This window comes from Streptomyces sp. NBC_01390 (genome assembly GCF_045040105.1).
Lineage (GTDB): Bacteria > Actinomycetota > Actinomycetes > Streptomycetales > Streptomycetaceae > Streptomyces.
On sequence record NZ_CP109551.1, the window covers coordinates 8,077,153 to 8,092,123 of the forward strand.

Genomic DNA, 14,971 nt, shown 5'->3' on the forward strand with positions numbered 1-14,971 from the left:
GGGGGCGTGGGTCCCTGATCGCCGTGCCGGTGAGGCCGGTTGACGCGACAGATACCGCAGATACCGCAGATGCGGTTGATGCGGGAGGGACGCCGCACAGCTATCGTGATCGCAGACATCGAACGGGGAGAACAAGACATGACCAGCGCGAACCAGCCACCGGGCGGTCCGCCGCACGGGCAGTGGCACACGGCGCCGCCCACACCACCCCAGGCACCGCAGCCGCCGCGCTGGGCCTGGTGGGTCGTCGGCATCGTCATCCCCGTCGTGGGACTCATTGTCACCGTGCTGGTGAGCCGGCCGGACTCCTCGGACGACAAGAACGTGGAGTCGGCGCCGACGCCGACCAGGTCGTCCGCTCCTGCGGACAACACCGGCCAGGAGCAGTCGCCCGCGGCGCCCCCCAAGAGCGCCGACACCGTGCGAGCCCGGTTCGGACCGAAGGTCGTCGACGCCGACACGACCGACAGCGGCTCCTACATCGAGCTCGACACGTCCGAACCGATCGTCTCGGGAAGCTCCCTCAAAGGCGCCGACATCGTCTTCGGGGCGTCCCTCGGCGACCCGAATCTGTTCGTGCCCGGCTCGGGGTCCATGCTGGCTCCACTGCCCGGATCGGGCGCCGCTCCGACGGCCGAGGAGTGCGCGGACGCCGTGAACACCAACGGCGGCTACACGTCGGACGCGAAGCCGGGCGACCGCTTCTGCCTGATGACCGACCAGGGCCGCGTCGCGTACCTGAAGGTCGTCACGGCGCCGAGCAGGGGCACCGGAAAACTGAACGTCACCGTCTGGGACACGCCTGGCGCCTGACGCGTCCGGTCCTGCGGCAGGATGGTCCCCATGGCGAACCGACTGGCCCATGAGACGTCCCCCTATCTCCTCCAGCACGCCGACAACCCGGTCGACTGGTGGCCCTGGTCGGCCGAGGCGTTCGAGGAGGCGCGGCGGAGCGGCAAACCGGTCCTGCTGAGCGTCGGGTACAGCAGCTGTCACTGGTGCCACGTGATGGCTCACGAGTCCTTCGAGGACCAGGTCACCGCCGACTACCTCAACGAGCACTTCGTCAGCGTCAAGGTCGACCGCGAGGAGCGCCCCGACGTCGACGCCGTCTACATGGAGGCCGTCCAGGCGGCGACCGGCCAGGGCGGCTGGCCCATGACGGTGTTCCTGACCCCGGACGCCGAACCCTTCTACTTCGGTACCTACTTCCCGCCCGAGCCCCGCAGCGGCATGCCCTCCTTCCGGGAGGTGCTGGAAGGGGTCCGGGCCGCCTGGACCGACCGGCGCGACGAGGTCGCCGAGGTCGCCGGGAAGATCACCCGGGATCTCGCCGAGCGGGAGGTCCAGTACGGCGGCACCGAGGTGCCAGGCGAGGAGGAGCAGGCGCGGGCGCTGCTCGGGCTGACCCGGGAGTACGACGCGCAGCGCGGCGGATTCGGCGGGGCACCGAAGTTCCCGCCGTCCATGGTCCTGGAGTTCCTGCTGCGGCACGGCGCCCGTACGGGATCCGAGGGCGCGCTGCAGATGGCCCAGGACACCTGCGAGCGCATGGCCCGGGGCGGGATCTACGACCAGCTCGGCGGCGGCTTCGCCCGGTACTCCGTCGACCGGGAGTGGCAGATTCCCCACTTTGAGAAGATGTTGTATGATAATGCCCTTTTGTGCCGCGTGTACGCCCACCTCTGGCGCGCCACCGGCTCCGAACTCGCCCGGCGCGTCGCTCTGGAGACCGCCGACTTCATGGTGCGTGAACTCCGCACCGCAGAAGGGGGGTTCGCCTCCGCGCTCGACGCCGACAGCGACGACGGGACCGGCAAGCACGTCGAAGGCGCCTACTACGTCTGGACACCGGCCCAGCTCACCGAGGTGCTCGGCGAGAAGGACGCGGAACTCGCCGCGCACTACTTCGGGGTGACCACGGAGGGCACCTTCGAGGAAGGCGCCTCTGTTCTCCAACTCCCGCAGCACGAGGGCGTGTTCGACGCCGAGAAGGTCGACTCCATCAAGGCGCGGTTGCTGGCTGCCCGTGGTGAGCGGCCCGCTCCCGGGCGGGACGACAAGGTGGTCGCCGCCTGGAACGGGCTCGCGATCGCCGCGCTCGCCGAGACCGGCGCCTACTTCGAGCGGCCCGACCTCGTCGACGCCGCGCTGGCCGCAGCCGACCTTCTCGTACGGGTTCACCTGGACGACCGGGCCCAGCTCGCCCGTACCAGCAAGGACGGGCAAGTCGGGGCGAACGCCGGGGTGTTGGAGGACTACGCCGATGTCGCCGAGGGGTTCCTCGCCCTCACCTCCGTGACGGGGGAGGGGGTCTGGCTGGAGTTCGCCGGGTTCCTGCTCGACCACATCCTCGTACGGTTCGTCGACGCGGAGTCGGGTTCCCTGTACGACACCGCGAGCGATGCCGAGCAGCTCATCCGGCGGCCCCAGGACCCGACCGACAACGCGGTGCCCTCCGGGTGGACCGCGGCCGCGGGGGCGCTGCTCGGCTATGCCGCCCAGACCGGGGCCGAGCCCCACCGGGCCGCCGCCGAGCGGGCGTTGGGAGTCGTGAAGGCGCTCGGGCCGCGTGTGCCCCGGTTCATCGGGTATGGGCTCGCTGTCGCGGAGGCGCTGCTCGACGGGCCCCGGGAGGTTGCCGTCGTCGGGCCTTCGCTCGATGATCCCGCCACAACCGCCCTGCACCGTACGGCACTTCTGGGTACCGCTCCGGGGACTGTTGTCGCCGTGGGGACTGCGGACAGTGACGAGCTGCCGTTGCTCGCCGGACGGATTCTCGTCGGCGGTGAACCGACCGCGTACGTCTGCCGTAATTTCACCTGCAACGCTCCGACGACCGATCCTGAGCGGCTGCGCGTCGCGTTGAACGGCTGAGAACGGCGCCAACCGGCGGGAATCGGGTGGAACCCGCCCCTCCAACTCGCTCTGGGCCGGGCAAATTTGTGCACATGTTCCGATACATCCGGCTCAGCGGTCTACCGTTCGGAAACAAGCTATTTATCAGAACAACTCCAGCCCTTCACAGTTCCCTCCTAGTCTCTCCACCGGAACGCGGCAGCGGTAACTCGCTGTCGCGACAGGGGGTATTTGGATCTGGGGGGATCTGTTGCTCACGTCTGTCTTCATCTCTGTCTTCATCGCCTCCGTGTCACTGGCCTTGTTCTGGATGGCTGCCTTCACCCTGTGGTGGCAGATGCACGCCTGGCGCACACCCGAGGTGCTCGCCTCGACCCGATTCAGCAGACCGGACGGCGGCGAGGAGCTGTCGTTCTCGCTCCTGCTGCCGGCCCGGCACGAGCAGGCCGTACTGGATCACACGATCCAGCGACTGCTCGAATCCACGCACACCGACTTCGAGATCATCGTCATCGTCGGGCACGACGACCCGGAGACCGCCGAGGTGGCCGACCGGGCCGCCGAGAGCGACCCACGTGTCCGGGTCGTCGTGGACACCCACGACAAGAAGAACAAGCCCAAGGCCATGAACACGGCGCTTCCGCACTGCCGCGGCAGCATCGTCGGGGTCTTCGACGCCGAGGACCAGGTCCACCCTGAGCTGCTCGCCCACGTCGACCACGCGTTCCGCACGACGGGCGCCGACGTGGTCCAGGGCGGGGTGCAGCTCATCAACTTCAACTCCAGCTGGTACAGCCTGCGCAACTGCCTGGAGTACTTCTTCTGGTTCCGGTCACGGCTCCATCTGCACGCGCAGAAGGGGTTCATCCCGCTCGGCGGCAACACCGTCTTCGTACGGACGGACGTGCTGCGCGAGGCCGACGGCTGGGACCCGAACTGCCTCGCCGAGGACTGCGATCTGGGCGTACGGCTGTCCAGCACCGGCAAGAAGGTGGTCGTCGCCTACGACTCCGACATGGTGACCAAGGAGGAGACCCCGGGCTCACTGATGTCGCTGCTCAGGCAGCGCACCCGGTGGAACCAGGGCTTCCTTCAGGTGTACCGGAAGCAGGACTGGAAGCAACTCCCGGGATTCGGGCAGCGGTTGCTCGCCCGCTACACGCTGATGACGCCGTATCTGCAGGCGATCTCCGGTGTGGTGATCCCGCTCAACGTGGCCGTCGCGCTCTTCCTCGACGTGCCCGTCGGGATCGCCTTCATCACCTTCCTGCCGGCCGTCACCGCGCTGGTCACCTTCGTCTTCGAGCTCGTCGGACTGCACGACTTCGGCAGGCAGTACGGGCTTCGCGTCAGGTTCGTCCACTATCTCAAGCTCGTCGTGGGCGGCCCCTTCTACCAGGTGCTCCTCGCCGGGGCCGCCGTCCGCGCCGTCTGGCGCGAGCAACGCGGCCAGACCGACTGGGAGTTGACCAGTCACGTCGGCGCGCACCTCACCCAGGCCGGTCAGTGGCCGTCCGTCGGCAGAACCAGTGAGTCCCGAGAGGACGTTCCTGCGTGACTTCCACCCTTCCCGCGGCGACCACCACCAAGGTCCCCGCGCAGCGGCAGCCTGCGCCCGAAACCGGTTCGGCCCCTCGGACAACTCCGCCGCCGAGCCGCTTCAGCCGCCTCCGATCCGCCCGCCCCGACCTTCTGACCTGCGGTCTCCTGCTCATCGCCATCATGGTGATCCAGGGCTGGAACATCGCCGACTACCCGACGCTCAGCGACGACGAGGGCACCTACCTCGCGCAGGCCTGGGCCGTACAGCAGGGCAAGGGCCTCGCCCACTACACCTACTGGTACGACCACCCGCCCCTCGGCTGGATCCAGATAGCCGCCCTCACCTGGATACCGTCGCTGATCAGCCCCGACTCGATGACCGTCGGCTCCATGCGCGTCGCGATGCTGCTGATCAGCGCCATCAGTGCGGTCCTCGTCTACGTCCTCGGGCGCCGGCTGTCGCTGCCCCGCTGGGCGGCCGGCCTCGCCATGGCCCTGTTCGGGCTCTCACCGCTGTCCGTCGTGCTCCAACGCGAGATCTTCCTCGACAACATCGCGGTGATGTGGGTACTGGTCGCCTTCACCCTCGCCGCCAGCCCAAGTCGCCATCTGTGGCACCACTTCGCCGCCGGCCTCGCAGCAGCCGCGGCGGTCCTCACCAAGGAGACGATGCTCGTCATCCTCCCCGCCCTGCTGGTCACCATGTGGCGCCACGGCCACCGCGACACCCGCAAGTTCGCCCTCACCGGCGCCATCACCGCATGCGCCCTGATCGGCCTCTCGTACCCGCTCTTCGCCCTCCTCAAGGGCGAGTTGTTCCCCGGCGGCGGTCATGTCTCGCTGTTCGACGGACTCAAGTACCAGATGACCAGGCCAGGTTCGGGCTTCATCCTCGACCAGGGCTCCGGCTCGTACGGCGTCCTGCAGTCCTGGCTCTACTACGACCGGATCCTGCCGCTGGGCGGCCTCGCCGGCGCCCTGCTCCTGATCGTCACCTGGCGCTGGTCGGTCACCGCCCGCGCGCTGGCCGGCCCGGCGCTCACCGTCGGCATCCTCGCCCTGGTCGCCATGCGCCCCAGCGGCTATCTACCCGCCATGTACGTCATCCAGGCCCTGCCCTTCCTTGCCCTGGTCCTCGCCGGAGGCGCCGCCAGCATCGCCCACGCGGTACTGCGCAGACGCCGCCGAGAAGAGGAGAAACGTCAACTCACCTGGGCGCGGTACGCGGTTGCCGCGATCCTCGTGGCCGCCGCGACCGCCTACGTCGTACCGCGCTGGTACGACGGCGACCGCACCGCCGTCACCGCCTCCGCCAACGCCCCCTACCGGGCCGCCTCCAGCTGGCTCGCCACCGAGGTCGACGACCCCGCGCGCACCCGCGTCCTCGTCGACGACGCACTCTGGCTCGACCTCGTACACGACGGGTACCGGCCCGGACTCGGAGTCATCTGGTTCTACAAGGCCGATCTCGACCCGGCCGTGACGAAGACGATGCCCAGGGGCTGGCAGGACCTGGACTACGTCGTCGCCTCACCGACAGTACGGCGCGACGCGGTCGACCTGCCCAACGTCAAGGCCGCGATGGAGCATTCGACCCCGGTGGCCACCTTCGGCGCCGGTGACGACCGGATCGAGATCCGCAGGATCGACGCCGCGGGAGGCGCCCGATGAGCAGCTTCGAGTCCACAGTCCCCGGCGAGCTCGGCGACCCGGCCGTACGCACCGCCGAAGTACCCGAGCCCGGCGCCGTCACCATCGTCGTACCGACCTTCAACGAGTCAGCGAACGTAAGGGAGTTGCTGCACCGGATCACCGAGTCGGTGCCCGCACGGCTGCCCTGCGAGGTCGTCTTCGTCGACGACTCCACGGACGACACCCCCCAGGTGATCTCCGAGGCCGCGAAGAACTGCCCGTTCCCGGTCACCGTCATCCACCGGGAGGAAGCGGTCGGCGGACTCGGCGGCGCCGTCGTCGAGGGCATCAAGGCGGCGACCTCCGACTGGATCGTCGTCATGGACGGCGACTGCCAGCACCCGCCGTCCCTGGTACCGGAGTTGGTGGCCACCGGCGAACGCTCCAACGCCGGACTCGTCGTCGCCTCCCGCTACATCAAGGGCGGCAGCCGCGCCGGACTCGCGGGCAACTACCGGGTAGCCGTGTCCCGTTGCGCGACCTGGCTCACCAAGTCCCTGTTCCCACGCAGGCTGCACGGCATCAGCGACCCGATGAGCGGCTTCTTCGCGATCCGCCGCAGCGCCGTCACCGCCGGGATCCTCCAGCCCCTCGGCTACAAGATCCTCCTCGAACTCGCCGTGCGCAGCCGCCCCCGCAAGGTCACCGAGGTCCCCTTCGTCTTCCAGGACCGCTACGCTGGCGAGTCCAAGTCCACCGCCCAGGAAGGCCTGCGCTTCCTGCGCCACCTGCTCGGCCTGCGCACCGCCTCACCCGCCGCCCGCATGATCGGCTTCGGCCTGATCGGCGCCACCGGCTTCCTGCCCAACCTGCTCGGCCTGTACGGGCTCACCGCGGCCGGCCTGCACTACGTACCGGCGGAGATCCTCGCCAACCAACTGGGCGTCGCCTGGAACTTCCTGCTCATCGAGCACCTGCTGTTCCGCGACCGCCGCCGCCACCGGCGCTGGTGGGACCGCGCCGGCCGGTTCGCACTGCTCGCCAACCTCGACCTCGTACTGCGGCTGCCGCTGATCGCGCTGTTCGTGGACCGGTTCGGGATGGGCGCGCTGCCCGCCACCGCGCTCGCGCTGGTGACGACCTTCATTCTGCGCTTCGTCGGCACCGAAGCGCTGGTCTACCTGCCGCGCCGGGGTCATTCAGGGGCCGGGCACGGAGGCGAAACAGCAAGGAGAGCCGCATGACAGGATCCGGCAGAGCCGCCAGATTCGGTAGTCTCAGCAGATTTGGTGGTTTCAGTAGATTCGGTAGATGGCGGACAACGGGCAGACGGACAGCGGCACTTGTCGGGACGGGGGCCCTCACCGCGGGCCTCCTCCTCACCTCGCCCCAGCCCGCCTCCGCCGCCAACCTCGTACTGAACCCCGGCTTCGAGACGGCGGGCACCGGCGACATGCCGTACTGCTGGGAGAAGTCCGGCTGGGGCGACAACGACTTCACCTTCGCCACGGTCGCCGACGCCCACTCGGGCTCGAAGGCGATGAAGGTCTCGGTGACCCGGCGGGTGAGCGGCGACCGCAAGGCGCTGATCACCGAGGACACGACCTGCGCGCCCGTCGTGACGGCGGGTAAGCAGTACGACCTCGGGCTCTGGTACAAGACGACCACGCCCGACGCCTCCCTCACCCTCTTCCGGCACGACACCACACTCGGCTGGCAGTACTGGACCGACCTCAAAACCCTGGACATGCAGGCGAGTTGGACCCAGGCCACGGTCCGCACGCCGGCCGTCCCGGCCGGCACCGACCGCATCACCTGGGGCGTCTCGGTGTACGGCACCGGATCCGCCACGACCGACGACTACACGATGGAGCAGGTCACCGACCCGATCCCGCCCGCGTCCTGCACGGGCACCGCCGAGGAGTGCGCCAACGGCAAGTGGACCGTGCTGCCCACGCAGAACCCGGTCCGCTCCATGCACTCCGTCGTCCTCAACAACGGCAAAGTGCTGCTGATCGCGGGCTCCGGGAACAGCGAGGAGCAGTTCAACGCGGGCACGTTCACCAGCGCGGTGTACGACCCGGTCGCCGGCACGTACAAGGTCATCCCCACGCCGAAGGACATGTTCTGCTCCGGGCACGTCCAACTCCAGGACGGGCGCGTGCTGGTGATGAGCGGCAACAAGGCGTACCCGGTCGCGGGCGGGCACGGCTACGAGGGCTACAAGGACTCGTACATCTTCGACCCGGTGACCGAGTCGTACAGCAAGACGAACGACATGAACGACGGTCACTGGTACCCGTCGGCGACCGTCCTCGGCAACGGTGACGTGATCTCCTTCGGCGGGCTGCGCGAGGACTCGAGCGGGTCGGTGACCGCCGAGTACTGGTCGAACGCCGAGCAGCAGTGGCAGCCGCTGTGGAAGGTCAACCAGACCTGGTCGTACTGGGGTCTGTACCCGTCGATGATCCTGATGCAGGACGGCCGCCTCTTCTACTCGGGCAGCCATGTCTTCGGCAACGGCACCCCGGGCACGGGCGCGGCGATCTACGACTACGCGGCCAACACGACGACCGCGATCTCCGGCCTCCAGAACAAGGACCAGCGCGACCAGTCGGCCAGCGTGCTGCTGCCCCCGGCCCAGAACCAGAAGGTGCTCACTCTGGGCGGCGGCAACATCGAGTCCAACCCCGACGCCAACCGCCTCACCGACGTCATCGACCTGAAGGCGGCGAACCCGGCGTACGTCGCCGGCCCGCCGCTGCCGCAGGGCACGGTGGACCTGGGCAACGGCCAGGTGGCCGAGACCGGCAACCAGGGCAAGATGTACGTGTCCGCCGTACTGCTGCCGGACGGCAAGGTGCTGGAGACGGGCGGGGCGCTGCACAACCGGGCCAACCCGGTCTTCGAGTCGTCGATCTACGACCCGGCGACGAACACCTTCGACCCGGTGTCCGCCGATCCGCAGGCCCGCGGCTACCACTCGTCGTCGTTCCTGCTGCCCGACGGCCGGGTGATGTCGACCGGCGACAACCCGGGCAACGGCACCTGGAACCACAACGTGTCGATCTACACCCCGCCGTACCTCCTCAAGGGCACGCGTCCGACGATCACTTCGGTGATCGACGGCGAGTGGAACTACGGCGACACCCAGCGCATCACCGTCGACCGCCCCATCGTCAAGGCGGAGTTGATCCGCCCGGCCGCGGTCACCCACTCCTCCGACCCGAACCAGCGCTTCGTCGACCTGCCCCTGTCGGTCGACGGCAACAACATCGACCTCAACGTGACGAGCAACCCCAACCTGGCCCCGCCCGGCTGGTACATGCTCTTCGCGGTCGACGCCAACGGAGTCCCGTCGGTGGCGAAGTGGATCCACCTACAGGGCCCGGCAGCCCTGTCGTCAACGTCAACATCCACATCGATGTCGATGTCCATGTCCGCAGACTCCGGGGAGACCCCCTCGGCCCACATCCACTCCTTCGCGGACGACCTGACGGGCAAGGTCACGGGCCCCGGCAAGAAGCGCACGTCGCAGAAGATCAGCCCCACCATCTCGGGCTGCGACCGCCACTACGGCTCCATCAACGTGTGCGTACCGACCAACTTCCCGGCGGAGGTGACGAAGACGACCGCGTCACGATGCACATGGCTGAAGGAGAACAACTACGGCCGCCTGAAGGTCAACGGCCAGGACGACCCTCTGAAGCTGGACCCGAACGGGGACGGGGTGGCTTGCGGGAAGGGGGATGTCAAGCGCCGTTGACGATCAACGGGGTGCGGTAGAACTTGCGCGCGCCACCGCAGGCCCGTGGCCCCGTACCCGGCGAACATCCGTCGGGTACGGGGCCACGCGTCACGGTTACGCGCGACCGCTGAGGTGAGCGGTGCCGGGCGAGGTCTGGACGGAGTTACGACATTCCGGCGCGGCCGGAGGCGGGGACTGGCCGTCGAGGGCACGGCAGAGAGCAGCGTGGAGGTGCTCGGCCTCGGCGAGGGTGAGGGCCATGTCGGTGACGGTGACGGTGACGGTGCCGGCATCCGGGCCGGTGGGTTGCTCGCTACCGGTCCGGTTCAGCCGCAGCGGTACGGCGATCCGGTCGTCGTCGGTTCGCCGCACAGGCCGCCCGGGTGCCCGCTGGATGGTCCACGTCATGAAGTCACCGTCACGTTCTTCTCGTTCCGGGCGCGCCGGTAAGCACCCCACAGCTCCCGCCCGGCCACACAACCGTCCTGGACCTTGCGGGCTCCCTTGCAGCCACCGCCGCATTTGCGGGTGTGCTCGAACCACAGCCGGTACGCGTGCAGCATGGGAATCTCGGCCCGCCGGACTCCGGCCCGGACCCGTCCCCCGACCATCAGCTCACCTCCGCGAACTGGCGCGCCTGCCTGAGCTGCTGACGCGCCTCCGCAGTCAGGACGTACGCCCCGACGAGGGTGCTGGCGATGTCATCGGCGGTGATCTCCGGCAGCTCGGTGCCGGGCCACGGACAGCGGGCTCGGCGGCGCGGGGTGCCTGAGGGGAAGGCGGTCCATGTCTCGGGGGAGGGGTGGTTGAGGGACGCCCCCGGGGCCGTGGCCGGTTGGTGGGGTGCGTGGCCGGAGTCGGGCGGCCCGAAGAGTACCGCCCTCATCCGTACGAGTGCCCGTGATACAAGGTGCATTGTCGGTCTCCTTGTCAGATCGGCCACGCCCCGGGGCCGTCGCGAGCGGTCGCCGGGGTCTCTCCTGCCCGCTGCCGGGCATGGAGTGACTGCGTCGCGTAGCGGTCAGGTGCGCGGCGCTGAAAAAGAGATTGGACCGGTGGACCGGTCCAGTCAAGCGAAACGTCAGTTTCTCTACCGCATGGGGTAGTTGTCGACCTGCTCGAACACATGCGAGGCCGTCACTCCCTCCTCGCAGACGAGCGGTCGGTGATTCTGGTCCAGGGCCACGTGCAACACGACAGCTACCGCCGTTGGCTGCTCCACCTCCAGCAAGCGGGCCTCTTCGTCGTCGGCCAGCCGTACCGTCGTCGTGTCCGTTCCCTCCGCCGGAATACGGCCCGTCTCGCGTCGCACGTAGTGCGTGGTTCCCTCGGCGATGGGCCCCTTGAGGGCGAGGCGCGGGGCCGCGTCCGCGATGGCGGGCGGGAACCAGGCCCTTACCAATGTGTGCGGGGAGCCGTCGTCGAGCAACACGAGCCGGACCCTCCGCAGCGCTTCCTCACCCGGCTTCAATCCCAGGGCGTTCACCACGCGAGGGGGTGGCACCGCGCGGTCCGGGACGCCGAGGCGTCGGTACGGGGCGCCGCCCGTCACCCGTGTGGAATCGGCGCGACGTGCACCCGCCGGCCGGGCTACGGGAGTCTCGGCGACGATGAATCCGGCACCCTGCCGAGCGGCGACCAGGCCGTCATTGCGCAGGACGTCGTACGCCTTGACGACGGTGGCTCTCGATACGTCCCACTGTTCGGCCAAGTCGCGGCCGGAGGGCAGCAGGTCGCCGGGACCGAACTCGCCGTTCGCGATCCGAGTGCGTAGATCTTCGGCGATCTGCTCGTACTTCAGCTGCGGCATAGGTCTCGTTTCCGATCACTGGACTGGTCCACCGGTTCGCCACCAGAATGCCCGTATGACGAGTCCTGGGGTAGCGCCGGAGATCGTGACGTTCTACACGGAGACCATCGACGAGGCCGACCGGCTGTCCACGACGGCGGACGGCCGCCTGGAGCTGGTCCGCACACAGGAGTTGCTACGCCGCCACCTGCCGCCCCCGCCCGCCCGGATCCTCGACGTGGGCGGCGGCCCAGGCGCCCACGCCCGCTGGCTGGTGGCGGACGGCTACGACGTCCACCTCGTCGACCCGATCCCCCGCCACCTCACCCAGGCCGAACGGATCGGCGCCACGGTGGAGTTGGGGGACGCCTGCCACCTCACGGCCGAGGACGCCTCGTACGACGTCGTCCTCCTCCTCGGCCCCCTCTACCACCTCCCGGACCGCACCGACCGCGACCGGGCGCTCGCCGAGGCTCACCGCGTCCTCAAACCGGGCGGTCTCCTCGCGGCGGCCGGCATCAACCGCTACGCCTCCCTGTTCGAGCACACGGCCTTCGCCCACCTCCACAAGGAGCCCCTGCGAGAGAGCATCTCCGGCATCCTCGCCACTCAAGTCCACGACGGAAAAAAGGCGTTCACCAAGGCGTACTTCCACACCGGCGCCCAACTCCTCGAGGAGGTAACCACCGCCAACTTCACCAACACCCAGGTCTACGGCATCGAAGGCCCCGCCTGGTCCCTCCTGGCCGCGACCGAACGCCACACGGGCGAGTCCCTGGGGGAGTCCCCGCTCTACGAGTCGGCCTTGACTGCGGCGCGCATGGCGGAGCCCTATCCGGAGCTGCTGTCGGCGAGCTCCCACTTGCTGGCGGTTGGCAACCGGCCGGGATGACCGGTTCGGCAGAAGCCTGACACGGACACGAGACCGACCTGCGCGAACGATCCGTCAACCATCTGCTCGGATCGAACTGTCAAGCATCACCCGGGATCGGACAAACCCCAGGAGACCGACTGAGTTACAACTTTCTCTACTGGTTCAAGGCGGCTCGCTCCGCTCACCGCGCGCGGCCCAGCCCCCGGCCGGGCCTGCGCTCCTGTCTACGCCCCGCTCCAGCCCGGCCGGCGCCCGTGCCGCGCGCACAGCAATCGTCTGCCTGATGCCAGAGAAGTGGGTACGTCGCGGCTGGGGCGGTCGGCTCCGCAGATTTACGGAGCCACTTTGGCGCGAGCCTCGCAGATCATGGGCAGATCATAGCCCCAGGCTTGTGGTGGACAATGTCTTGTTGGCTATTAATGCATCGATCCTTCCCGGTAAATCATTGGGATCTGCCAAACGCCTGCGTGGTCCCTCATCAAGCCGTTGGTCGGCCACGTCCCTAAGAAGCTGTTGTCTTTCCGGACTTGAGGACTGCGTTTCCGCTGGTCAGGCGTAGGGTCGGCGATCCCGTGGGAGTTGTGGCCTGTCGTGTTGTCGCTGCCCGGGAGGTCGTGGATGCCGTCGGTGGTTGGGCTGTTGGAACAGCGTGAGCTGGGTGCTCGCCGTCGTGTTGACGAGCTGCGGGAGGAAGCCGACCGTGTCCAGGCCGAGTTGGCCGTGGCCGAGCGGGAATGGAGGGAGTGGGCCATCGCCTGCTCGCGGGTCGGCGAGGTGCTGGCCCCCGTGGACGAGAGCGGGCAGGACCCCGCCCGGGCCGAGGGGACCGCGCCAGCCGCCGGGGAGCAGACCGGAAAGACGCCGCAGGTGCCGGAGGCAGCGAAGAGGAAGTCGCAGGTTCCGATGTGGCGTGAGGGGCTGGCCTGGTCGGTGCTGTCGGTGGACTATCAGCGCATCCTCACCGCGCTCGCGGACCGGGACCGGCTCCGTCAAGGTCCGCTGACCTGCCAGGAGTTGGCCGTGTTGTTCGGTCTTGACGTGGTGCCGGCCAAGGTGGAGGCGCTGCGGTCGAAGGCGAAGCGACTGGTCGCGCGGGGCTGGCTGGCCGAGGGGCAGCCGGGACGGTTCACGCTCGCTGCGGGTGTGGCCGGGCGAGGCGGCGGGTCATGAGCAGGGTCATCGACCAGTAGATCATCGCTTCGGCGCTGGTGGTGCGGCGTTCGTAGTCGCGTGCCAGGCGGCGGGTGCGCATCAGGTGGGCGAAGAGGCGCTCGACGATCCACCGTTTGGGCAGGACCACGAAGCCGCGCATGTCGTCGCTGCGTCTGACGATCGCGAGGACCAGGGCGAGCACGGTGAGGCAGCGCTCGACGAGGCTGCCGGTGTAGCCGCCGTCGGCCCAGACCAGCTCCAGCCGGTGGTGGGCGTCGGCGACCTGCCGCAGCAGGACCTGGGCGGCGGCGCGGTCGCCGGTGTCCGCGGCGGTGACCATCACGCCCAGCAGCAGGCCGAGCGTGTCGACCACGACGTGCCGCTTGCGCCCGTTGACCAGCTTTCCGCCGTCGAAGCCGCGGCTGTCCGCACCGACGACGGCGTCCGCCTTGACGGACTGCGAGTCGATCACGCCAGCCGTCGGCTCCGTGTCGCGCCCGTCCCTTTCGCGGATCCTTGCGCGCAGCCGGTCGTGGAACTCCTTGACCAGCCAGTGGTCGCGCCAGCGGCGGAAGAACGCGTAGACCCGGTCCCACGGCGGGAAGTCGGCGGGCATGGCCCGCCACTTGATGCCGTTGTCGACCAGGTAGCGGATCGCGTCGAGTATTGCCCGGTGGCAGTACGCCTCCGGCTGTCCGCCCCGGCCGCGCAGCCAGCCCGGCACGGGCAGCAGCGGCCGGGCCACGGTCCACTCCGCGTCCGTCATGTCCGAGGGATACCGCCGAACACGTTCCGGGTGATCGGCTGCGTTTCCGAACCGGTGGGCGACACAATCACACGTCGGTGCAGCCGAGTTGAACTCCACCGGCGTGTGCACGTACAACTGCGGCAACAGGGTCTCCTGGATCTCGGTTGGCTTCGCAACCCCGAGCTACCAAGAGGCCCTGCCTTCATGCCCGCAGCCGGCGCCAACCACCCGATCGAGACTCCCGTTCGACGCACACCCCTCAAGATCGGAACGACAACAGCTACTAAGTTGTTCCGCCACAGAGCTGCCCGGCAACCGTCCGTAGAGAAGACAGCTTCCCAAGCTGAGGGCTCCGGCCGTCGTCACGGGCCGCCCATGGCCGCTTGCTCTGGTCGACGACACGCCCCGATAGCGTGCTTGAGGCCGGTGGGGTGCAGCGAGGCACACGCGCGCCTAATCGGTCGACGCCCCCGCCATCGTGGCTGACTGTCGTCGGCTGAGGTCCATGCCACTGCCGTGCCAGATGCAGGGGTCCGCCACGTCAACGGGGGTCTACTTCGGTCGCGTTACCGGCCGCCTCACTAGGTATCGAAGCCCCAGGTCACCGGCCCGACGTCCCCGGCCCGA

At 68.8% G+C, this 14,971-nt stretch carries 13 protein-coding genes; 8 read left to right on the plus strand and 5 right to left on the minus strand.

The features are described from left to right. Positions 1-138 precede the first annotated feature (138 nt). From OG241_RS36450 to OG241_RS36475, 6 genes are all read left to right on the plus strand, one after another. Positions 139-813 carry a hypothetical protein gene (locus OG241_RS36450; RefSeq protein WP_405821531.1) on the plus strand — a complete coding sequence of 225 codons (675 nt, stop codon included), beginning with the start codon at positions 139-141 and terminating at the stop codon, positions 811-813. Between the two features lie 30 nt (positions 814-843). Next, a complete protein-coding gene (locus OG241_RS36455) occupies positions 844-2,877 on the plus strand; it encodes a thioredoxin domain-containing protein (RefSeq protein ID WP_405821532.1) in 2,034 nt (677 codons plus the stop codon). 292 nt (positions 2,878-3,169) lie between these two features. After that, positions 3,170-4,417, plus strand: a complete 1,248-nt coding sequence (locus OG241_RS36460; protein WP_405821534.1) for a glycosyltransferase — start codon at positions 3,170-3,172, stop codon at positions 4,415-4,417. Continuing rightward, positions 4,414-6,072, plus strand: a complete 1,659-nt coding sequence (locus OG241_RS36465) for an ArnT family glycosyltransferase (protein WP_405821536.1) — start codon at positions 4,414-4,416, stop codon at positions 6,070-6,072. The genes OG241_RS36460 and OG241_RS36465 overlap by 4 nt, the downstream gene beginning before the upstream one ends. Then, complete coding sequence (locus OG241_RS36470) at positions 6,069-7,277, plus strand: glycosyltransferase (RefSeq protein WP_405821538.1); 1,209 nt, start codon at positions 6,069-6,071, stop codon at positions 7,275-7,277. Before OG241_RS36465 ends, OG241_RS36470 begins: the two co-directional genes overlap by 4 nt. Further along, positions 7,274-9,799 (plus strand): galactose oxidase-like domain-containing protein, encoded by a 2,526-nt coding sequence (locus OG241_RS36475; RefSeq protein ID WP_405821540.1) that lies wholly within the window; start codon positions 7,274-7,276, stop codon positions 9,797-9,799. Before OG241_RS36470 ends, OG241_RS36475 begins: the two co-directional genes overlap by 4 nt. A 96-nt stretch (positions 9,800-9,895) precedes the next feature. Here the strand turns inward: OG241_RS36475 and OG241_RS36480 are convergent, their stop codons facing one another. From OG241_RS36480 to OG241_RS36495, 4 genes are all read right to left on the minus strand, one after another. Next, on the minus strand, positions 9,896-10,189 hold the full coding sequence (locus OG241_RS36480) for a hypothetical protein (protein WP_405821542.1): 294 nt from the start codon (positions 10,187-10,189) through the stop codon (positions 9,896-9,898). Next, positions 10,186-10,392, minus strand: a complete 207-nt coding sequence (locus tag OG241_RS36485; RefSeq protein WP_405821544.1) for a hypothetical protein — start codon at positions 10,390-10,392, stop codon at positions 10,186-10,188. Before OG241_RS36485 ends, OG241_RS36480 begins: the two co-directional genes overlap by 4 nt. Beyond that, positions 10,392-10,697 carry a hypothetical protein gene (locus tag OG241_RS36490; protein ID WP_405821545.1) on the minus strand — a complete coding sequence of 102 codons (306 nt, stop codon included), beginning with the start codon at positions 10,695-10,697 and terminating at the stop codon, positions 10,392-10,394. The genes OG241_RS36485 and OG241_RS36490 overlap by 1 nt, the downstream gene beginning before the upstream one ends. Before the next feature lie 174 nt (positions 10,698-10,871). Continuing rightward, positions 10,872-11,591 (minus strand): GntR family transcriptional regulator, encoded by a 720-nt coding sequence (locus tag OG241_RS36495; protein ID WP_405821546.1) that lies wholly within the window; start codon positions 11,589-11,591, stop codon positions 10,872-10,874. 55 nt (positions 11,592-11,646) lie between these two features. On the opposite strand from OG241_RS36495, the gene OG241_RS36500 reads away from it, so the two are divergent. Both OG241_RS36500 and OG241_RS36505 read left to right on the plus strand, forming a co-directional pair. Beyond that, positions 11,647-12,462, plus strand: coding sequence for a class I SAM-dependent methyltransferase (locus OG241_RS36500; protein WP_405821548.1), 816 nt, complete (start codon positions 11,647-11,649; stop codon positions 12,460-12,462). A gap of 600 nt (positions 12,463-13,062) precedes the next feature. After that, complete coding sequence (locus tag OG241_RS36505; protein ID WP_405812652.1) at positions 13,063-13,614, plus strand: hypothetical protein; 552 nt, start codon at positions 13,063-13,065, stop codon at positions 13,612-13,614. Here OG241_RS36505 and OG241_RS36510 read toward each other — a convergent pair. Next, entirely contained in the window at positions 13,571-14,362 is a 792-nt protein-coding gene (locus tag OG241_RS36510) for an IS5 family transposase (protein ID WP_405812650.1), read from the minus strand. The two genes, OG241_RS36505 and OG241_RS36510, sit on opposite strands and share 44 nt — an antisense overlap. Positions 14,363-14,971: the final 609 nt, after the last annotated feature.